Origin of the sequence: Cryobacterium melibiosiphilum (assembly GCF_003602235.1) — a bacterium.
Classification (GTDB): Bacteria; Actinomycetota; Actinomycetes; order Actinomycetales; family Microbacteriaceae; genus Cryobacterium; species Cryobacterium melibiosiphilum.
In genome coordinates, this window is sequence record NZ_QZVS01000058.1 from 21,356 (window position 1) to 42,264 (window position 20,909).

16 protein-coding genes are annotated in these 20,909 nt (G+C 70.4%); 8 read left to right on the forward strand and 8 right to left on the reverse strand.

The annotated features are described in order from the left end of the window. Positions 1-128: 128 nt before the first annotated feature. A complete protein-coding gene (locus D6T64_RS03590; RefSeq protein ID WP_119971726.1) occupies positions 129-983 on the forward strand; it encodes a DarT ssDNA thymidine ADP-ribosyltransferase family protein in 855 nt (284 codons plus the stop codon). Between the two features lie 46 nt (positions 984-1,029). On the opposite strand, the gene D6T64_RS03595 is transcribed toward D6T64_RS03590, so the two are convergent. Further along, entirely contained in the window at positions 1,030-1,611 is a 582-nt protein-coding gene (locus tag D6T64_RS03595) for an MOSC domain-containing protein (protein ID WP_119971730.1), read from the reverse strand. Between the two features lie 158 nt (positions 1,612-1,769). Between D6T64_RS03595 and D6T64_RS03600 the strand changes: the two genes are divergently transcribed. The 4 genes from D6T64_RS03600 to D6T64_RS03620 all read left to right on the forward strand — a co-directional run bounded on the left by D6T64_RS03600 (position 1,770) and on the right by D6T64_RS03620 (position 5,974). Beyond that, a complete protein-coding gene (locus tag D6T64_RS03600; RefSeq protein WP_119971733.1) occupies positions 1,770-2,279 on the forward strand; it encodes a Dps family protein in 510 nt (169 codons plus the stop codon). A 70-nt stretch (positions 2,280-2,349) separates the two neighbouring features. Then, positions 2,350-3,612 carry an acyl-CoA dehydrogenase family protein gene (locus D6T64_RS03605; protein WP_119971736.1) on the forward strand — a complete coding sequence of 421 codons (1,263 nt, stop codon included), beginning with the start codon at positions 2,350-2,352 and terminating at the stop codon, positions 3,610-3,612. After that, positions 3,606-5,156, forward strand: a complete 1,551-nt coding sequence (locus tag D6T64_RS03615) for a PIG-L family deacetylase (protein WP_233550812.1) — start codon at positions 3,606-3,608, stop codon at positions 5,154-5,156. The genes D6T64_RS03605 and D6T64_RS03615 overlap by 7 nt, the downstream gene beginning before the upstream one ends. Beyond that, complete coding sequence (locus tag D6T64_RS03620) at positions 5,153-5,974, forward strand: glycosyltransferase (protein WP_119971739.1); 822 nt, start codon at positions 5,153-5,155, stop codon at positions 5,972-5,974. The genes D6T64_RS03615 and D6T64_RS03620 overlap by 4 nt, the downstream gene beginning before the upstream one ends. Positions 5,975-6,042: 68 nt before the next feature. Here the strand turns inward: D6T64_RS03620 and D6T64_RS03625 are convergent, their stop codons facing one another. Beyond that, positions 6,043-6,969 (reverse strand): M20/M25/M40 family metallo-hydrolase, encoded by a 927-nt coding sequence (locus D6T64_RS03625; RefSeq protein WP_119971743.1) that lies wholly within the window; start codon positions 6,967-6,969, stop codon positions 6,043-6,045. 152 nt (positions 6,970-7,121) lie between these two features. Between D6T64_RS03625 and D6T64_RS03630 the strand changes: the two genes are divergently transcribed. Then, a complete protein-coding gene (locus tag D6T64_RS03630; protein WP_119971746.1) occupies positions 7,122-8,135 on the forward strand; it encodes an Lrp/AsnC family transcriptional regulator in 1,014 nt (337 codons plus the stop codon). Between the two features lie 46 nt (positions 8,136-8,181). Beyond that, positions 8,182-9,207 (forward strand): L-glyceraldehyde 3-phosphate reductase, encoded by a 1,026-nt coding sequence (gene mgrA / locus D6T64_RS03635; RefSeq protein WP_119971749.1) that lies wholly within the window; start codon positions 8,182-8,184, stop codon positions 9,205-9,207. Positions 9,208-9,227: 20 nt separating this feature from the next. Here the strand turns inward: mgrA and D6T64_RS03640 are convergent, their stop codons facing one another. From D6T64_RS03640 to D6T64_RS03660, 5 genes are all read right to left on the reverse strand, one after another. After that, a complete protein-coding gene (locus D6T64_RS03640; RefSeq protein WP_119971751.1) occupies positions 9,228-9,683 on the reverse strand; it encodes a GyrI-like domain-containing protein in 456 nt (151 codons plus the stop codon). Between the two features lie 93 nt (positions 9,684-9,776). After that, on the reverse strand, positions 9,777-12,149 hold the full coding sequence (locus D6T64_RS03645) for a putative bifunctional diguanylate cyclase/phosphodiesterase (RefSeq protein ID WP_119971754.1): 2,373 nt from the start codon (positions 12,147-12,149) through the stop codon (positions 9,777-9,779). A gap of 137 nt (positions 12,150-12,286) precedes the next feature. Further along, a complete protein-coding gene (locus D6T64_RS03650; protein WP_147364449.1) occupies positions 12,287-15,484 on the reverse strand; it encodes a DEAD/DEAH box helicase in 3,198 nt (1,065 codons plus the stop codon). A 113-nt stretch (positions 15,485-15,597) separates the two neighbouring features. After that, entirely contained in the window at positions 15,598-17,277 is a 1,680-nt protein-coding gene (locus D6T64_RS03655; RefSeq protein WP_119971761.1) for an ABC-F family ATP-binding cassette domain-containing protein, read from the reverse strand. Between the two features lie 285 nt (positions 17,278-17,562). Then, complete coding sequence (locus D6T64_RS03660) at positions 17,563-17,835, reverse strand: DUF2277 domain-containing protein (RefSeq protein WP_119971764.1); 273 nt, start codon at positions 17,833-17,835, stop codon at positions 17,563-17,565. Between the two features lie 71 nt (positions 17,836-17,906). On the opposite strand from D6T64_RS03660, the gene D6T64_RS03665 reads away from it, so the two are divergent. Continuing rightward, the gene (locus D6T64_RS03665) at positions 17,907-18,566 is read left to right on the forward strand and encodes a hypothetical protein (RefSeq protein ID WP_119971767.1); all 660 of its coding nucleotides are present in this window, start codon (positions 17,907-17,909) and stop codon (positions 18,564-18,566) included. A 20-nt stretch (positions 18,567-18,586) separates the two neighbouring features. Here D6T64_RS03665 and D6T64_RS03670 read toward each other — a convergent pair whose 3' ends face one another. Then, on the reverse strand, positions 18,587-20,728 hold the full coding sequence (locus D6T64_RS03670; RefSeq protein WP_119971771.1) for a S9 family peptidase: 2,142 nt from the start codon (positions 20,726-20,728) through the stop codon (positions 18,587-18,589). Positions 20,729-20,909: the final 181 nt, after the last annotated feature.

The following is a 20,909-nucleotide window of genomic DNA, read 5'->3' on the forward strand; positions in this document are numbered from 1 at the left end:
GGCGTTTCTCGGCGAGCCGCCACGCGCACGGGAAAGGTTTTGACTTGGACGACGAGTGTATCCACGGGCTCGAGGGCGAATTGTGCGCCTCCTGTTTTCCGAAAGCCGCTCCGGAGCCCGCTCTCGTCGTGAAGACACCGCGCGCCAGCCGCGCCAAGCTGTCCTCGCTGCGTGATCCCCGGCCGACCGCGCTGAGTGCGACCACCGCCGCCAAGACCGCGGCCAAGGCCACGCTGCGCGCCGCGCCGAAGACCGCCGTCGTGCGGGAGCCGCGCACGACCGCGGCCGCCCGCTCGTCGAGCGCCCGTATCGCCGCCGACAACGTCGGCGAACAGCGCATCTACCACGTGACGCACGTGCGCAACCTCGCCGCGATCCTCGAGTCCGGCGCGCTGCTCGCCGACGCCAACGAGGACTGGGACACCCGCCCGACCATCGATATCTCCACCGTCGACACCCGGGCGGCCCGCCGCGCGGCGGTCGTCGCCGGCGACGGCAGCGCGAGCGTCGCCAGCTACGTGCCGTTCTTCCTCTCGCCGAACGCCAACATCTGGCAGGGTGTGCGCTCCAGCACCGCCGACCCGCGACTCGTGCTCGACGCGCTCGGCTCCGACGCCGGCGATTTCGTGATCCTGGTCAGCACCGTCAAGACCGTGCTCGCGGGCCGCGCTGCGGCGATCGAAGCGGATGAAGCATCCGTCACCATCACCGACGGCGATGCCGGCGGCGTCCTCACCCGCTTCGCCGCCACCGTGGCGGCGGCCGACCGGATGCTGCGCCTGCTGCGGGCCAATCCCGAATCCGACGCACTGCAGAACGCCGAGCTGCTCGTGGCCGGCGAGTTCCCGTTCGAGCTCGTCACCCTCGTCGGCGTCACCAACGACAAGGTGCGCGACATCGTCAAGCCGCTGTTCGCCGGTTCCGCCTTTCGCCCCAAGGTCGTCGTCTACCCGCCGTGGTTCCTCGCCGCTGAGGAAGCCTAACCGGCAGTCGTTAGACGACACCGAGCAGCTAAACGACACCGAGCAGCTAAACGACGCCGAGCGGTCGCGGCCCGCCGGCCGGCAGTTCGACGCGCACGGTGTCGCCGGGCAGCACCGTGCCGCTCGCGACCACGATGCCCATGATGCCGGCCTTGCGCACCACCTGGCCGGCGGCATCCGTGCCGATCAGGGTCTTCATGAGGCCCTTCTGGTAGCCGTTGATGAGGCTGCAGGGGCTGCGCAACCCGGTCACCTCGACGATCGCGCCGGCACCGAGGTGCAGCCGGGTGCCGAGCGGCAGCGTGCGCAGGCTGAGCCCGCGGGTCGTCACGTTCTCGCCGAGTTCCCCGGCGGCGACCGTGAACCCGGCTGACCGCAGGTCGTCGAAGAGCTCGGCGGGGATCAGGTGCACCTGGGTCAGGTTCGGCCGGGTCGGATCCTTTTTCAGCAGGTAGCGGTGCTGGGTGGTGGCACCGGCATGCACGTCGCCCTCGACTCCGAAACCCGCCCGTAGACGGATGCTGCCTGCCGCCGGCTTGCTGAAGCGGTGCCGGTCATCGCGGCTGACGGACACGACCGAGCCGTGCCCGACGACCGTGGCGTGCGGGGACTCGGCTGCCGGTGTCATGGGACGAGTCTGCCACCTCTGGCGCGGGCAAGGCTCGACCGTGTCGGTGGGCGGTGCTAGGGTCGCCTCGCACTCGGCCGGCGGGGCCGAATCGTGCACCCGTACAGCCCCTACTGTTTGGGCCCCACCGCACGGGGCCGTTCTGATGAGAGGACACCATGCACGCCTCCGAGACCCTCAGCGCCAACCTCCAGTCCGTCCTGGTCGACCTGATCGACCTGCACGTGCAGGGAAAACAGGCCCACTGGAACATCCTCGGCACCAATTTTCGTGACCTGCACCACCAGCTCGACACAATCGTCGACGACGTGCGCGAGTTCTCCGACCAGGTCGCCGAACGTATGCGTGCCCTCGAGGCCATGCCCGATGGTCGCGCCGAGACGGTCACCGCCACCACCCACCTGCCGCATTTTCCGGCCGGGGAGGTCAGCACGACCGACGCGGTGGGCCTGATCACCGAGCGCCTCGACACGACCGTCGCCAACATCCGCGCGGTGCACGATGAGGTCGACGAGGAAGACCCGACCAGCGCCGACATCCTGCACCTGGTCATCGAAAAGCTCGAGCAGCATGCCTGGATGGTCAGCGCCGAGACCCGCAAGCCTCGCACGCTCGCCGCGGTCCCGTCGGCGAAGGCCGCGGGCAGCGGTTCCCGGGACACCGAGTGAGCCTGCGCCGCCCGCTTTGACCTGCCGGGCGTCATCCGCTGCCCGCCCCGCTACGTTCCAGAGGAGACCCATGACCACGCAGACGCAGACGCACCGGCCGGTGGACGCCCGGGTCTCAGCGGCCAGCGCGCACGGCCCGCAGCCGGTACGCCTGCCCCGGGCGGCTGCCGACCCGACCAGCCAGCCCCTCGGGCCGGTCATGCCCCTCGCGTCCGGCGTGACCCTCGGCCAGCTGTCCTCGGCGGCCCTGGTACGGGGCAATGCGGGTCGTGCGCTCACGCTGGCGCGGCAGCTGGGCGCATCCGTTCCCGTGATCGGCGCGGGCGAGACCGCGGTGCTGTTCGAGACGCTGGCGAGCCTTGCCGCGGTCGACCTCACCGCCGCGCGGGTGGCCGAAGCCCACCTCGACGCGCTCGCCATCCTGCGCCAGGCGGGGATCGATCCCGCGGCGCTCTTCCCGGCGGGCCAGGCCGGGGCGGATGCGGCGGGGCCGGTCTGGGGCGTTTTCGCCGCCGAAGCGAGCGGGCTGCGTCTTGATGCCCTGCCGGTGCAGTCCGGTGGCGTGCACCCCCACGCCACCGGCGGCCCCGGTGCTGACGCCCCCTCCTGGCGTCTCGACGGCACCAAACCGTGGTGTTCGCTGGCCGGGTCGCTCTCCCACGCCCTCGTGACGGCCCGAACCTCCGACAGCCAGCGGCGGCTCTTCGCGGTCGACCTGCGGCAGCCGGGGGTCGGCGTGCGCGCGGGAGGGTGGGTGGCGCTCGGCCTGCCAAGCGTGCCGAGCGGCCCCGTCGACTTCGCGGCCGTCGCGGCCCGCCCGATCGGAGCCGACGGCTGGTACCTGCAACGCCCCGGGTTTGCGTGGGGCGGCATCGGGGTCGCGGCCTGCTGGTTCGGCGGTGCGGTCGGCGTCGCCCGGCAGCTGTACGCGGCCGTGCACACGCCGGCGCACCACGCCCCCGACCAGATCGCCCTCGCGCACCTCGGCGCGATCGACGTTCTCCTGACTGCCTGCGGCAGCGCGCTCGGCCAGGCCGCCGCGGCGATCGACTCCGGCGCGGCGACCGGAACGGACGGAGCTCGACTGGCCGCCCGGGTGCGGGGGCTCGTCGCCCGCAGCGCCGACGAAATCATCACCCGGGTGGGCCATGCGCTCGGCCCGGCGCCCCTCGCCTTCGATGCCCGGCACGCGCAGCGCATCGCCGACCTGCAGCTGTATGTGCGCCAGCACCACGCCGAACGGGACGATGCCGCCCTCGGCCGCATGCTGCTCGCGCCGGGCGCGACCCACGCCGCCGACGGCGCACCGGCGCAGGGCGGCTCCCCGTGGTGAACTTCACCCACCTCGATGAGGGCACCCCCGAAGACGACTGGGCCGCCGCCGACCTGCCGGCCACGCTGCCCGCCCTGCTGCTCGACGGCGTCGAACGCCTCGTGGTGGTGGCGGCGCACCCCGACGACGAGACCCTCGGCGCCGGAGGCCTGCTGGCCCGGGCCGCGCACCTCGGGCTGCCGATCGTGGTGGTGGTGCTCAGTAGCGGCGAGGCCTCGCATCCCGATTCGACCACGCACACCGTGGGCCAGCTCGCCGCGCTGCGCGAATCCGAGCTGACGGATGCCCTCGCCGCCCTCGCCCCGACGGCCGACGTGCGCCTGCTGCGGCTTCCCGACGGCGCCCTCTCGGATCACCTCGATGAGGCGACGCAGGCGATCACCCACGCGATCGACGGCGGCGGCCCCGGCACCTGGGTGATCGCACCGTGGCGTTCCGACGGCCACCCCGACCACACGGCCGCGGGGGATGCCGCCGCGACTGCGGCTGCCGACGCGAATGCGCGGCTGCTCGAATACCCGATCTGGGCCTGGCACTGGTCCACTCCGGGCAGCGACGTCTGGGCCGGCGTCTGGCCCGGCGTCTGGCCGCAGGGTGCGACGCTCAGCGTGCTTCAGCTCAGCGCGGCCGAGCAGCGGACGAAGCACGTGGCCCTGGCCGGCTTTCCGAGCCAGACCCGCGAGCTGTCGCCACTGCCCGGCGACGAAGCGCTGCTGACAGCGTCGTTCCTGGCCTACTTTCGGCGCGGCTACGAAACCTTCATCGAGACGTCGGTGGCTCCGGCCGGCACCGAGCTGGCCGGCGGGGTATCGAACGCGGTTCCGTCAGGGCACGGAACCGCCGGAGGTCCCGCATCCGGTGATCTCGCCGGGGTCCTGCAGTCCCCGCCGGGGCCGACCGGCAGCGTCACGGACCTGCACGGCGCGCTGGCCGCCACCCGCAGCCTCACCGAGCCCTATTTCAACGACCTCTACGCCGGCACCCGCGACCCGTGGGGCTTTGAGTCCCGCTGGTACGAACGTCGCAAACGCGCGCTGACCGTGGCCGCCCTGCCGCGGCCCCGATTCGCCTCGGTGCTCGAACTCGGCTGCTCCATCGGGGTGTTCACCGAGCAGCTCGCGGGCCGGAGCGAGTCCGTGCTGGCCGTGGACATCAGCGAGGAACCGCTGCGCATCGCCCGCGAACGGCTGGCCGGGCATCCCGGCGTCGACTTCGAGCGGCTGACCGTGCCGCGGGAATGGCCGGCGGGCGCGTTCGACCTGATCGTGCTGAGCGAGGTGGGCTACTACTGCTCCACGGCCGACCTGCGCCGCCTGCTCGAGCGCTGCCGGTCGAGTCTCACCGCCGACGGGGTGCTGCTGGCTTGCCATTGGCGGCATCCGGTGGAGGTGTATCCGCTCACCGGCGACGCGGTGCACGCCCAACTGGCCCGTGTCGTCGGCCTGCAGCGCACGGTGCACCACGTGGAATACGACTTCATCCTCGAGATTTTCGAACCCCGCCCGGCCCGCTCCGTCGCCCAGCGCGAAGGCCTCGTGTCGTGACGTCGCCGGAACCCCGCGATCGGGCCGGGCGCCTCGATCAGGCCGGGCGCCTCGATCAGGCCGGGCGCCTCGATCAGGTCGGGATCGTTATTCCGGTGCGCAACGAAGAGCTGCTGCTGCCGCGCTGCCTCACCGCGCTCGCCGTGGCCATCGCGGCCGTGCGGGCGTCACCCGCGCCGGCCCGGCCGCGGGTCAGTGTGGTGATCGTGCTGGACCGCTGCAGCGACGGCTCCGCGAGCGTCGCCGCCGACTGGCCGCAGTACGGCGCGGTCGTCAGTGCGGCCGGGTCGGTCGGCGCCGCCCGGCGCGCGGGCGCTGACCGGCTCCTCGCGGGTCTCGGCAGCAAGCCACCGCGCCGACTCTGGCTGGCGACGACGGATGCCGATTCGGCCGTTCCGCCGAACTGGCTCACGGCCCAGCTGGCCTTCGCCCGCAACGGCGCCGAACTCGTGCTCGGCACCGTCGTGCCCGACACTGAACTGGCGACCGCGCAGCAGGAGCGGTGGCTGCAGCGGCACACCCTGGGGGAGGGGCATCCGCACGTGCACGGCGCCAACCTCGGGGTGCGCGCCGACCGCTATCTCGAGGCCGGCGGATTCGCATCCGTCGAAACCGGCGAAGACCTCCGGCTAGTGGCCGCGCTGCGCGCCCTGCCCGTCACGGAGGCCCGCACCGCACTGATCCCGGTGCTAACCTCGGGCCGCCTGACCGGGCGCGCCCCCGCCGGCTTCGCCGACTACCTGCGCGCCCAGGTCGCCGCGACCCCGGCGACGGATGCCGCGGCCGGCCACCTCGGAACGGCCGACGGCCGCCCCTGACCAGATCGGCCGTGCCCCGCTCTGCCCGGCCCGGCCCGGCCCGGCCCTGCCCGACTCGAACAGCCGGGTCAGGTGCGCAGGTACTCGAGTGCCGCCGCAACGAGGAGCTTGCGCCCGACGTCGATCGCGGGCGCGTCGACGAGTTCGAAGCGGGCGCTGTGGGGGCCGGTACCCTCATCAGGTCCGACCTCGTCGTCGCTGAACCGGGCCGGGTCCATGCCGCCCCAGAGCCAGAAGGCCGACGGGATCTCGGGGCCCGGGGACCGGTCGCCGGCGATCCCGAATTCGGCGGAGTCGTCGCAGCCCATCCGGCACGGGCGCCGGCGCACGCCGCCGGGCACCAGGGCTTCGTGGGCGGACTGAACCCGGTCGGTCACGGTCGACGTCCACGGTGCGGTCGGGTGCTCGACCCGGCCGACGGCAAACGGTCCGACGTGCTGGCCGAGCACAACATCGGGCCGGGGAAACCGGGTGAACAGGCCGTCGTCGAGCATGGCGCGGGCGCCGGCACCCTCGTCTTCGGCGGGCTGCCCGACGATCATCAGGGTTCCGCGCCAGCGATCCGATGCCTGCTCGAGCACATCCGCCGCCGCGGCCAAGGCGGTGACCTGCATGTCGTGCCCGCAGGCGTGCATGACCGGGGTGGCGACGCCGCCCACGGTCTGGGTGGCGCGGCTGCGCCAGGCCAGGTCGGTCTGCTCGAGCATCGGCCGGCCGTCCATGTGGCCGCGCAGCATCACGACCGGGCCGGTGCCGTTGCGCAGCAGGCCGACGACGCCGGTGCCGCCGACGCGGGTGGTCACGGTGAAACCCGCCGCGGTGAGCGAGGCCGCGAGCAGTCCCGCGGTGCGGGTCTCGCGAAACGCGAGCTCGGGGTGGGCATGCAGGTCGCGAAAGAACGCGACCCAGCGGGGGAGCGCGGCGGCGGTATCGGCGAGGATCTCGTGGGCCACGGTCTTCGCGAGGGCAGACGGTGTGGTCGTCAGGGCAGGCATCGGAGTCCTTAGGGTGGGGCAGACGGGGATCCTGGCCCGCGGCGCCGGGGGTCGTGCTGCCCAGCGTGGCGGTCCGTGATGGGATTGACGTCATCGATCGTGCAATGTGCACGAATTTGCCGCTGCGCGGCGTTTGCTGCAGGATCGGGTGAGTGATCGACGAACTGGATTTCCAACTCATTAACGCCCTGCAGTTGCATCCCCGGGCGTCCTGGGCGCAGCTCGAGTCGGTTCTCGACTCCGACGCGACGACGCTGTCCAGGCGCTGGGCACGGCTGACCGGTGACGGCCTGGTCTGGTCCACGGCTTACCCGACCACGCGTAAGGAATGGGGAACGGGCCCGAACGTGGTCTGTGCCTTCGTCGAGGTGAACTGCGCCGCGAGCCGCCGCGAAGACGTGCTGCGGGAGCTCGGCGGCCTGGCCGGGGTGCTCAGCGTGGACTGCACCTCCGGAGCCCGAGACCTGATGCTCACCCTCGTGATGACCAGCGTCGCCGAGATCGATCGGTATGTGGCGGATGCCGTGGCCACGGTCGGCGGCGTGCAGGCGACCCGCACCAACTTCATCTCTCGCTTCTTCGCCGACGGTTCCGACTGGCGGCTGCACGTGCTGCGGGATCGACAGGTGCAGGCGATCCTCGCGCTCAAGGGCACGATCCATGATGCCCCTGAGGTGCCGACCGCCCACCTGATGGAGGTGCTGACGGCGCTCGGCAGCGACATCCGTCTCGCCGCGTCGGCCATTGCTCTGGACACCGGGCGCAGCGTGTCGTCGGTCAACCGGTCGATTCGAGGCCTGATGCATGCCGGCTGGGTGCAGTCCCGCATCGAGATCGCCCACACGGCCATCGGTTTCGATGCCACGACCATGCTCTGGTACAGCGTTCCGCGCGCGCAGGTCGAGGCGGTCGGATCGGCGATTTCGCTGCAGCCGGAGACCCGCATGTGCGCGGGGGTGGTGGGATCGGCGAACCTCGCGGTGACGCTGTGGCTGAAAGACCTCGAGCAGCTGGATGAGGTGGAGAGCCGGGTGGCCCGGCTGTTTCCCAGCGCCCTGGTCGTGGACCGCTGGCTGCTGCCCCGCCAGGTGAAACGGATCGGCCACCTGATCGGAACGGATGGCCGCCACGGCGGTTATGTCGAACCGGTGCGCACCGTGCGGTGACGGTCAGTGACGCCTGGCGTGCCCGTGCCCGTGGCAGGATGAAGGCATGACTTATGTGCCCTCTGAAGCCCGTTACGAGTCCATGCCCTACCGTCGAGTCGGCCGCAGCGGCCTGAAACTGCCGGCCATTTCGCTCGGCCTGTGGCAGAACTTCGGAGGGGACACCGCCTTCGACACCCAGCGGGCGATCCTGCGCCGCGCGTTCGACCTCGGCATCACCCACTTCGACCTCGCCAACAATTACGGACCGCCCTACGGCAGCGCCGAAACGAACTTCGGCCGGCATCTCGCGAACGACTTCTCCTCGCACCGCGACGAGCTCGTCATCTCGACCAAGGCCGGGTACGACATGTGGCCCGGTCCCTACGGCAACAACGGCTCGCGCAAGTACCTGCTGTCGAGCCTCGACCAGTCCCTGGGCCGGATGGGACTCGACTACGTCGACGTGTTCTACTCCCACCGGGCCGATCCCGATACCCCGCTCGAAGAGACGATGGGAGCGCTGCACACCGCCGTCACGAGCGGCCGCGCGCTGTACGCGGGAATCTCCTCCTACTCGCCCGAACGCACCCGTCAGGCCGCGGCGATCCTCGCCGACCTCGGTACCCCACTGCTGATCCACCAGCCGTCCTACTCGCTGTTCAACCGCTGGGTCGAGGACGACCTGCTTGTCACCCTCGAAGACCTCGGCACCGGCTGCATCGCGTTCTCGCCGCTCGCGCAGGGGCTGCTGACCGACCGCTACCTGAGTGGCATTCCGGCCGACTCCCGGATCGCGCGTGACGGCTCCGCGAAGAAGACGATGCTCACCGAGAAGGCGCTCACGAGCATTCGCGGACTGACCGAGATCGCGGCCGGCCGCGGCCAGTCGCTCGCCCAGATGGCCCTGGCCTGGGTGCTGCGCTCGCCGGAGGTCACCTCGGCGCTGGTGGGTGCGTCATCCGTCGCCCAGCTGGAAACGAACGTCGCGGCCTTGAACAACCTCGCGTTCAGCGCCGACGAACTCGACGCGATCGACGAGCACGCCAGCGACAAGGGCATCAACCTCTGGGCGACCTCGAGCGCGGTGTAGCCGGGCGGCCAGCGGGGAGCTCAGGCCAGCGGGTAGACGAGCCGGGTCTGCCACGCGGCCGGGTCGGGGTTCTCGGCCGGGCCGACGAGGTATTCCTCCCAGGTGACGGCGGCCAGGGCCAGGTGCTGCTTCTCCACCCAGACGGAGAGCAGCTGGTGGGTCTTGCGGATCGTGTCGTAGCCGCCGGTGTGCACGGCGACGACGGCCGGCCCGCCGGGGAGGGCTTCAATGACGGATGCCGCCCGCGGCGTGGCGAGGGCGGCCACCGGAAACCCGGCGGTCACCTCCACGGTGTCGTGCGCCATCGCGTGGTACACCGCGGTCGGCGGGCCCATGATCTCGACGCCGTGGTCCTCCATCTCGCGGGCGACCGCGTCGAAGGTGGGGCGGAAGAACTCGCTCAGCTCCGCCAGCGGCACCAGGGCGCGGTAGCCGAAAATGTGTTTCGGTGCCAGGGTGACGCGTTCACAGTTCATCGGAATCTCCCGCCGATCGATGCGATCACCGTAAATGCGATCACCGTAGATGCGATCACTGTAGCGCGGTGCCCGTCGAGTGTGAGGCGCCGGTCAGCTCGTGCCGGCCAGCTCGCGGCGTTCGTCAATCCAGCGTTCGAAGTCCGCGGCCGGCAGCGGCCGGGAGAAGAAATAGCCCTGGCCCACATCGCAGCCCAGCCGGATGAGTTCAGCCAGCGCCTCGGCATCTTCGATGCCCTCCGCCACCATCGGCAGGTCGAGGCTGTGCACGAGACCGACCGCCGCCGCGACGAGGGCGGCGGTGCGCGGGCAGTCCATCATCGGCAGCACGAAGGACTGGTCGAGCTTGATCTCGTCGATCGGCAGGTCGCGCAGATAGGACAGTGAACTGTAGCCGGTGCCGAAATCGTCGATGGAAATACGGATGCCGCGCCGCCGCAGGCTCGTGAGAATGGCCTGCGCGCGCGGCCGGTCGGCGATCAGGAACTCTTCGGTGATCTCGAGCATGAGCAGTTCGCTCGGCAGGCCGCGGGCGTCGAGCAGGTCCCCGACCCAGTCGGCGAGACGGTCGTCGGCGAGAGACCCCGGCGCGAGGTTGACCGAGACGGTGAGCAGATGCCCGTTCCGGTGCCACCGTGCGGCCTGGTCGAGGGCCTGGCACAGCACAATTAGGGTGAGCTCGTCCATCAGGCCGGACTCCTCGGCCAGGCCGAGGAACTCGCCGGGGCCGAGCACGCCCCGGGTCGGGTGGTTCCAGCGCACGAGCGCCTCGGCTCCGGTGACGGTGTTGGTGGTCAGGTCGACTTTGGGCTGGAAGTAGGTCTGCAGCTGATCGTGGGCGAGGGCCAGCCGGAGCTCCTGCAGGGTGCGCAGCCGTTCAGCGCCGTGCTGGTTGTCGGCGGCGGCATAGACGTGCGGACCGGTGTTTCCGGCTTTGGAGCGGTACATTGCCATGTCGGCCTTGCGCATGAGCTGGTTCAGGTCGCTGCCCTGCTCCGGGTAGAGGGCGATGCCGATGCTGACGTTGGTCTGCAGCGTGATGCCCTCGAGCAGCATCGGTTCGGCGACGACGTGGCGCAGCCGCTCGGCGGTCGCGATCGCGCGCTCCCGCGACGCGCCGGCCAGCAGAATACCGAACTCGTCGCCTCCAAGCCGGCCGACGAGGTCTCCGGAGCGTAACTGGGTCGAGATCTGGGTTCCGACCGCGGTCAGCAGGTGGTCGCCGGCTTCGTGGCCGAGGCTGTCGTTCAGCTCCTTGAACCGGTCGAGGTCGAGCACGAGCAGGGCGTGCGGCCGGTCTGCGACGAGCCGACCCGCGGCATCCGCCCGAAAAGCGCGACGGTTGAGCAGCCCGGTGAGGTCGTCGGTGCGCGCCAGACGGCGGGCGATCTGCTGGCGGTAGGCCAGCGGAACCGTCGCCACGACCAGGCTCAGGGTCGCGAGGATGATCGGCAGCGGGGTCAGGGGCAGCTGGGTGCCGAGCAGCAGCACGGCCAGCCCGCCCGCGGTGGCCGTGGCCGGCGTCACCACGGTCCACCAGGTGTTGCCGGGTCGGGGGTGGGGCGTTTCCGGCTCGGTGGAGCGGTGCACCCAGACGGCGATCACGGCGACTCCGACCGCCCAGCCGGCATCCAGCACGCTGCCGACGACGTACTGGGCGGTGGGGAGGCCGAGCGCGTAGGTGACGTCCGCGGCGGTGAAGAGCAGGAGGCCGGCGGCGAGAATCATCCAGCGGCGGCCGGCTCGGCGGGATTCGGCCGTGGCGATCGCCGCGATCAGTGCGACGAGCACGAGGTCGCCGACCGGGAAGAGCAGGCCGAGCACGTTCTCGCCGGTCAGCGCGGTGCCGGCCACGAAAACCAGCACCGGGTCCAGCACGGCGGCCAGGATAGCCGCGGCCCCGAACGATCCCGAGAGGGTGTCGAGCAGCACCGGCATCCCGAGCGGGCGCAGGCGTCGAAACACCAGCACGATGAGGGCCGCGACCATGAAGACGTAGAAGAGCACGTACCCGACGTCGGCCGGCAGCGGCGACACGATGACCGGCGAGCCCTGCAGCTGCAGGTAATAGACGGTGTCAGCGAAGACCGTGCTCGTGACGGCGGTGGCGGCCAAAATGATGTCGGGGCGGCGAGCCCGGCTGCGGGCGGCGGCAATCCAGCAGACGAGCACGCACGCGAGGCCCGAGAGCGTCGCCAGCCAGCCGATGGTGTCGAGGGTGATCGTGTTCTGGGTGGTGCTGCCCTGCACCAGGAGGCCGACCAGGTAGGCGCCGATGCAGAGCCCGAGCAGCCAGAGCAGCGCGGCGCCGCTGCGCTTCGAGAACTGCCGAGGGTGGTCGTTCTGCGCGGGCGCCGATGGCGGCCGTGCGGCGGATGCGGCCTGCTGGCGTCTCGGCCCGAGAGGGAGCCGGGTATCTGCCGGATTGTGGCGTCTGTCGCGGCCCACGCGTTTGTTGCGGTCCACGAGGGCCTTTCTTGATCTGCCTCAGCCTACCGTTCGCCGAGCCGCCCCGTGTTCCGTCCCCCGTCCGCGAGTGAGCAGTTTGTGCACTTCCGGGCCTCGGGAAGTGCAAAAACTGCTCACTCGCGAAAGCGGGGCGGCTACTCGTCGAAGAGGGCGCGGATATCGTCGGCCGTGAGGTCGGTGCTGAAGGCGGCGTCATCGTCGATGACCGCGGTGAAAAGCTGCGCCTTGCGCTCCTTGAGCGCCATCACCTTCTCCTCGATCGTGCCCGACGCGACCATACGGTAGACCATCACCGTGCGGGTCTGCCCGATGCGGTGGGTGCGGTCCACGGCCTGCGCCTCGGCCTGCGGGTTCCACCACGGGTCGAGTAGAAAGACGTAGTCCGCCTCGGTGAGGTTGAGGCCGAAACCGCCGGCTTTGAGGCTGATCAAGAACACCGGTGCGGTGCCGGTCTTGAAGGCGTTGATCACGGCCGCGCGATCGCGGGTCGAGCCGTCGAGATAGCAGTAGGCGATGCCCTGCGCCTCGAGCCGGGCCGCCGCCTTCTTCAGGAACGAGGTGAACTGGCTGAAGATCAGCGCTCGGTGGCCCTCGGCCACGTTCGTCTCGAGCTGGTCGAACAGGGCGTCGAGCTTGCTCGAGGGCACGCCGGCGTACTTCTCATCGACCAGGGACGGGTCGAGGCTCAGCAGCCGCAACAGGGTGAGCGAGCGAAAGATGATGAACCGGTTCTTGTCGAGGTCGTCGAGCAGCCCGAGCAGCTTCTGCCGTTCACGCTGCAGAAACGTGTCGTAGAGCTTCTGGTGTCGCGGGTTCAGGTCGACGCTAAACCGCTGCTCCTGCTTGGGCGGCAGCTCGGTTGCGACGAGTTCTTTCGTGCGCCGCAAAATCAGCGGGCGGATGCGCCGCCGCAGCCGGGCGAGCACGTGCGGGCTCTCGCCGCGCTCGATGGGGCGCAGGTACTTCTCGGTGAACCGCCGCGCGGAGGGGAACAGCCCCGGGGCCACGATGCTGAAGAGCGCCCACAGGTCCATCAGGTTGTTTTCCATCGGCGTGCCGGTCAGCGCGAGCTTGAACGGCGTGTCGAGGTCCCGCGCGCAGACGTGCACCTTGGCGGTGCTGTTCTTCACAAACTGGGCCTCGTCGAGGATCAGCCCGGCCCAGGACAGCTCCTGGTAGGCGGCAAAGTCGAGGCGGAAGAGCGCGTAGGAGGTGACGATCACGTCGGACGTGGCGGCGGCATCCGTCAGCGCAACACCCCGCCCCGCGGTCGCCCTGACCGCGTGCACGCGCAGGTCGGGCGTGAATCGGCCGGCTTCGGTCAGCCAATTCGAGACGACGGATGTCGGCGCCACCACCAGGAACGGCCGCCGGTTCGGCGCCGGGGTCGTCGAGCCGAGTGGCGTCCGGGTGGCGTGCTCGATCAGGGCGAGAGTCTGCAGGGTCTTGCCGAGGCCCATGTCGTCGGCGAGGATGCCGCCGAGCTGATGCTTCCAGAGAAAAGCCAGCCAGGCGAATCCATCGTGCTGGTACGGGCGCAGGGTCGCGTGCACGCCCGGGGGAAGCGCAGGCCGGGTGAGAGCGGATGCCGCGGGGCCGTCTGCCGACGCGGCCGTCGTGCCCGCCGGCAGCAGCTCGAGCAATCCGCTGACCGCGGCCCGCCACGCCTGCGCGGGCAGGGCTTCGTCGGCGAGGTCTTCGAACTCGCTCCAGAGGCTGGCCTGGTAGCGGCTGATGCGCAGGCCGGTTTCCCACTCCTGCAGCGCGCGGGCTTCGTCGATGAGCTCGTGCAGCTGCGCGAAGACCGGTTGCTGTAACGAGAGGTAGCTGTTGTCGATGAGCAGCAGCCGCTTGCGGCCCTTGGCGAGGGCGGCGAACAGCAGGCTGAAGGGCACGGTCTTGCCGTTCACGGTGACGATCACGCCGAGGTCGAACCAGTCGCGCTGGTCGGTTTCGACCGTGGTCACGGTGAGGCGCGGCACGTCGGTGAGTTCGCGGTAGTCGGGTTCGGCGCCGACCGTGTCGACCCGCACGCCGCGCAGGGCACGCAGTCGCGGCAGCACGGTGGCGGCGAATTCGGCGGCGTCGATGCCGCGCAGGATGCCGTGTGGCAGCGGCTGCGGGATAGTCGGAGCGGCTGGGTCGGTGTCCGTGTCGTCGATGTCCGGCGTCTCAGACCCGGCCAAAATGTCGGCGACCCGCGCGGTCACGGCACGTTCATGGTCCCGGTCGCGGGTCGCACCGTCATCGACGGTTCCCCTGATGACTCCGGACCCGCTGGCCGGCCGCGCGTCATCGAGAGGCACCTGCAGCACGGTCGACCCGAGACTGTACTCCCAGTGCCAGTCGAGGTGGAGGCTCTGCCGCGCGGCGAAGCGCACGGTGAGCACGAGGCGCGGCGGCACGACCTCGGGCAGGTGCACCGAGGCATCCGTGCTGGTGATCGTCATGGCGGTGCGCAACCGGGGGTAAAACTCGCCCAGGAACTCGTCGACGTCGCCCGCCGGAACCGCGACGGATTCCGGCTGCCCGAGCAGGCGCCGCTGCTCGGCGGACAGCGGCACGAGCGTGGGGGCCAGGGTGAAGACCGGTGCGGCCCGCAGCGCGAAGGTGTACAGCCCGTGGGTGCCGATGGCGCCGGCGAATTCGGCGGGGTGCGGGTCATCGTCGATCGTCAGCCGGGTGCTCAGGCGCAGTCCGGAATCCGCGCCCGGCGCCCGCACGTCGAGGCTCACGGCGGCGCGGGAGCCGACCGTCACGATCCCGGCTTTTGCGCTCGTGCGCAGCTCGACGCCGAGGGCGGCGCCCTCGCCCAGCAGGTGCCAGAGCAGTGGACTCGTAAAGTCGTCGAGGTAGAGCCAGTCGGTTTCCTGGCTGTAGTAGACGCCGCGCAGGGCCCGGTAGACGGCGACGAACTCCGAGAACCAGCGGTGGTGCTCGCGGTTCAGGTTCAAGGCCACCGCCTGCGTCGACAGTCGACTCCAGGCCAGCGCGCCGCGCACCCAGCTGCCGCGGGCGTTCTGCAACATCGGACGCACACCGAGCCGAAAGTCGCCGTGGCCGGGCTGCACACGGGTCACCGTGCGGGCCGTCGGACCCCGCCAGCGCTCGTTCGTGTGCGGGGTCTGTTCGCGCAGCTCGAACTGCAGGGCCATCGAGGCGGGACGACCGGTCTTCGGGGCCGCCATCATCCGCCCAAAACTCGTCGGAGCGGATGCCGCCCCCGGCCCTGCGGCCACCCCGAGCACGTGCCGCCATGCGGTGGCGCCCGCGGTGGTGCTGTCTATGGTGCTGTCGGCGCCCCTCTCGGGCGGGGTCACGGATTCGGGCACGCTCCATCGTCTCATCCGGGTGCGACACCCGGCCGCCCTTCCCGGGGTTGGTTCTTCGGTGAGGTGCGGACTTCGTGCCTTGGCCCGGCCCGCGAGGGCACGAAGTCCGTACCTCAGTGCCGTCCGTACCCGACGGGCTCCAGAGTCGGGGGATTCACGTCGGTCAGCCGGCCATCGGCATCCAGTGCCAGCCAGGTCGCGATGCCGAGCCGGGCGAGAAAGGCGTCGTCGTGGCTGACCACGAGCAGCCCGCCACGGTACTGGCTGAGCGCGCCAACCAGCTGGTCCACGCTCTGCAGATCGAGGTTGTTGGTGGGCTCGTCGAGCACCAGCAGCTGCGACGGCGGATCGGCCAGCAGCAGACAGGCGAGCGCGACCCGAAACCGTTCGCCGCCGGAGAGGCTCCGCACCGGCCGATCCACCGCATCCCCGCGAATCAGAAAGCGCGCCAGCCGGTTGCGGATGTCCCCGGCCGACACCGAGGGAGCGGCCGCGCGCACGTTGTCGAGCACGCTGGCATCCTCCTCGAGCCGGTCAAGCCTCTGGGCGAGGTACCCGATGCGTTCGGTATGTGCCACCGCGGTCGCCCGCCCGGCCGGCGCGGCGATCCCGCCGCGGGAGGGGACATCCGGCAGCAGTGACTCGAGCAGCCGGGTCTTGCCGACCCCGTTCGGCCCGGTCAACGCGACGCGCTCCGGACCCTGGATGATCACGGTGCGGTTGGTGCCGCGCAGTTCCGCGAGCCGGCGGGTCGCGGCGACCTCGAGGCCCGGCAGGTCGACGTGAATCTGCTCGTCGGAGCGCACCCGGGACTCGGCGTCATCGAGGGCCGAGCGGGCGTCGGTGACCTTGCTGTCGGCATCCGCCCGCAGCTTGCCGGCGGACACCTGGGCATTCGTTTTCAGCTGGTTCATCACGATCTTCGAGCCGCGCTTGTTCTCGAAGTCGGTGCGCGCGGTCTTGCCCCGGTGGGCGAGTTTGGTCTCGGCCTCGATGCGCTGGCGTTTCTCGGTCTTCACGATGTGCTCGGCCGAGCGCTGGGCCTGCTGCGCGGCCGCCTGTTCCTGGGCGACCTGGGCGCGGTAGGCGCTATATGCACCGCCGAAGATGCTGAGGGTGCCGCCGCGCAGTTCGGCGGTGTCGTCCATGAGCTCGAGCAGAGTCGTGTCGTGGCTGACGACGATGAGGGCGCCCGTCCACGTGCGCACGAGGTCGCCGAGTCTGCGCCGGGCGTCACCGTCGAGGTTGTTGGTGGGTTCGTCGAGCAGCGTGATCGGGGCGCCGCGCAGCCGCAGGCCGGCGATCGCGACGAGCACCGCTTCGCCGCCCGAGAGCTCACCGACCGAGCGGTCGAGGCCCTCGGCGCTGAGGTCGCCCGCGAGTGTGGTGCCCGCGAAGCCGGCGGCCCGCAACACCTCGCCGGCCCGGGTTTCGATGTCCCAGTCGTCACCGACCGCGTCGAAGTTCGCGATCGACACGTCGCCCGCGTCGATGGCGCGCAGCGCGTCGACGGCGCCGCGGATTCCGAGCAGAGACGCGACCGTGGCCTGCACGTCGAGCGTCAGGGTCTGCGGCAGGTAGCCGACGTCGCCGTTCGTCGTGATCGTGCCACTCGTCGGGGTGAGCTGCCCGGTCAGCAGGCGCAGCAGGGTGGACTTGCCCGAGCCGTTGAGGCCGACGAGGCCGGTGCGGCCGCGTCCAAAGGTGGCGCTGATGCCGCTGAGGGCGACCGAACCGTCAGGCCAGGTGAGGCCCACGTTGTTCAGGGTGAGGGATGAGGCATGAGTAGACAAGAGGCTCCGACGGTCGTGGTGGTGCGCTGACCTCGGCCGCCGTGGCGAAGTGAGGAGTCAGCGCGTGAACGCGTAAACGTCGAAGTTCTTCACTGGTTTGGCCTCACTGTGTCTGACACGGGGGTGCATCCGAGAAGAAATGCCCCTCCAGTCTTCCAACGCCCGGCCCCCGCGGCAAATTCCCCCGGCGCGCAGAGGGTTCTCGGCGCGCTCAAGCCCGGCGCCGCTCCGCGGGTATTCTGTTCCGCGGGTATTCCGCTCCGCGGGCGCGGCGAGCCGCGGTGGCTACGCGGCGGCGAAACGCTTGGCCGAGCGGGCCTTGGCCTTCTCGGCCTCGACCTCGCGGCTTTTCGGCGGGGCGCTGCTCACGAGGTCTTCGAGCAGATGCCGCGAGACGTGCGCGATCTCGGCCACGGCCCGGTCGAAGGCCTCGGCATTGGCCTTCGACGGCTTCGTGGAACCGCTGATCTTGCGCACGTACTGCAGCGCGGCGGCATGCACCTCGTCGTCGGTGGCGGCGGGTTCGAAGTTGTGGAGGGTGTGAATATTCCGGCACATGCGTCCAGAATAACCGCAGGTCGCGCATCCGTCACCGCGAAGTTGCAGGCGTACCTGCCATGCTTACGCTTATGGAATCTGGCACCTCGCTCCCGTCACCGTGGACCGCCGTGTGGGTGAGCCTGATTCCCGTGGCGCTGCTGCTCGGGCTCACCGTCATCAGCTATTCGTTCGCCCCCGAGGGCACGAATCACAATGTGCTGTTCCTGGCCCTGATCCCGGGCTTCGCGGTCGTGACCTATGTGCTCATGCTGCGCTCGCTGCGGGCGTTCGACCTGCGGCTGCGCACCGTGTTGCCGGGCGCGCTCGTGTTCTTCGTGGCCCGCTCCGAGGCGCTGCAGCACGGCCTGGCCGACCTCACCGGCGAGCCCGTCGCGCTCGGCCAGTTCGTGGGCGTCTCCGCCGACGCGGAAGGCCTGCTGTTCTGGTCGGGCAAGAACAAGGGCCTGCCGATCACCGTCGTCGACTGGACCGAACTGCGCGCGGTGTCGATCGGCGGCACCCCGATCGACATGAGCGAACACATGGCGCTGGTCAGCATCGTGCGGCAGCTCGGCTGGAACAAGCTCGGCTACTTCGGGGTGCCCGCGATCACGCTCGACCTGCACCGCGGCGGGGAGAACGTGTCACTGCCGCTCGCGCTCTACAGCGCACGCACCGGGTATCCCGCCTCGCGCACCGACTTCGCGCTGACCGTCACGTCGTTCCTGCACCTGCGCGCCGAAGCCTGACCCCCGCCGCCGTCCGCGGCTCAGTCGGCGATCACCGGCTCAGGCTCCCCAGACGGATGCGCCCCGGCCGCGTCGATCACCCAGGCGTAGTTGAACGCGCGCTCACGCCAGGCACTGTAGCGACCGGAGACCCCGCCGTGGCCGGCCGACATCTCGGTCTTGAGCAGGGCATCCGCCCCGACCTCGCGCAGCTTCGCGACCCACTTGGCGGGCTCGACGTAGAGCACCCGGGTGTCGTTCAGGCTGGTCACGGCCAGAATGCGCGGGTAGTGCGTGGCGTGCACGTTCTCCACCGGGGAGTACGACTTCATGTAGGCGTAGACCTCGGGGTCGTGCAGCGGGTCTCCCCACTCGTCCCACTCGATGACCGTCAGGGGCAGCGACGGGTCGAGGATCGAGGTCAGCGGGTCCACGAACGGCACGACCGCGAGGATGCCCGCGAACAGCTCCGGGGCGAGGTTCGCGACGGCGCCGACGAGCAGGCCGCCGGCGCTGCCGCCCTCGGCGACGAGGTGCTCCGGGGTGGTGTAGCCGGCATCGATGAGGTGCTGAGCGCAGTCGATGAAGTCGGTGAAGGTGTTGCGCTTGTGCGTGGTCTTGCCGTTCTCGTACCAGAGCCGGCCGAGCTCGCCGCCGCCGCGTACGTGAGCGATGGCGAAGATCATGCCGCGGTCGAGAAGGCTCAGCCGCGGAATGCCGAAGCCCGGGTCGATGCTCTGCTCGTACGAGCCGTAGCCGTAGAGCAGGGTCGGCGCGGGCACTCCGGGCGTCACGAGGTCGCGGCGAAAGACCAGCGAGATCGGGATGCGGGTGCCGTCGCGTCCGATTGCCCACTCCCGGCGCTGCTCGAAGACGAGCGGGTCGTAGCCGCCGAGCACCGCTTGCTGCTTGAGCTGGCGCATCTCGCCGGTCGCCACGACGTAGTCATACACCGTGGAGGGCGTCACGAAGCTCGTATATCCGAGCCGGATCGTGGGTTGCTCCCACTCCGGGTTGCCGTGCGTTCCCACGGCGAACAGCGGTTCGTCGAACTGCAGTTCGGTGAGCCCGGCACCGTCGCCGCGGCGGTCGATGGCGATGCGGGTCAGGCCCTCACGGCGGTATTCGACGACCACGAAGTCGCGGAACGCGTCGACGCCTTCCAGCCGAATCTCCGGATTGTGGGCGAGCAGCACGCGCCTCTCGCCGAGCGGGTCGCCCGCCGCGACGCTCACCAGCTCGAAGTTGATCGCGTGGTCGTTGTGCACGATCAGCAGTCGGTCGTCGCCGTCCAGCACCGCGTGCTCCACGTCGTACTCGACGCCGTCGACCCGCGGCCAGACGATGCTGAACTCGCCGGTCGGGTCGCTCGCATCGAGCAGGCGGGTCTCGCTCGTCACGCTCGATCCGGCCTCGATCACCAGGTACTTGCGGCTGCGGGTGAGGCCCACACCCACCCAGAAGCGCTCGTCGGGCTCCGAGAAGACCGTCACATCGGCGGATGCCGCGCTGCCGATCTCGTGCCGCCACACCGTGTCGGGGCGCCAGGCCTCGTCGACGGTCGTATAGAAGAGGTAGCGGCCGCTGGGGTCGAACAGCGCGCCCTCGGAGGTGTTCGGAATCTCATCGGCGAGGTTCTCACCCGTCTCGATGGTGCGCACCCGGATCGTGTAGCGCTCGTCGCCCTCCACGTCGACGGCGTAGAGCAGCAGGGTGCCGTCATCGCTCACATCGAAGCTGCCGAGCGAGAAGAACTCGTGGCCGGCCGCTTCGGCGTTGTCGTCGAGCAGGACCTGCTCGCCGGGCAGGCCGGGAGCATCCGTTGCGGTGTTGGCCGTGGGCAGCGCCGGCGGGGTCCAGTCGGCGGGGTCGCTGATCGGGGCGCGGCAGTGGATGCCGTATTCCTGGCCTTCGACCGTGCGGGTGTAGTGCCACCAGAGTCCCTGCCGTACCGGAACGCTGAGGTCGGTCTCCTGGGTGCGGCCCTTGATCTCTTCAAAGATCTGTTCCTGCAGCAGCTCCAGGTGGCCGGTGCGCCGGTCGGTGTAGGCGTTTTCGGCTTCGAGGTGGCTGATCACGGCGGGATTGTCTTTGTCCCGCAGCCACTCGTAATTGTCGATGACCACGTCGTTGTGGTGCTGGCGGTGCAGGGGAGTCTTCACGGCAATCGGCGCGGTGTTCATACCTTCAGCGTACCCAGCACGCGGCCAGCCGCGCACCGAACCGCGCCCCGAACCGCGCGGCCGGCGCCGTGGATCAGCGCACTCAGCCGGCGAGCATCCGCGTGATCTCGGCGGCCGGCCGGGCCCGCACGAGCCGGTGCCCGGTGCCAGCCCAGAGCGCCATGCCGTGCGGGTCCCCGGC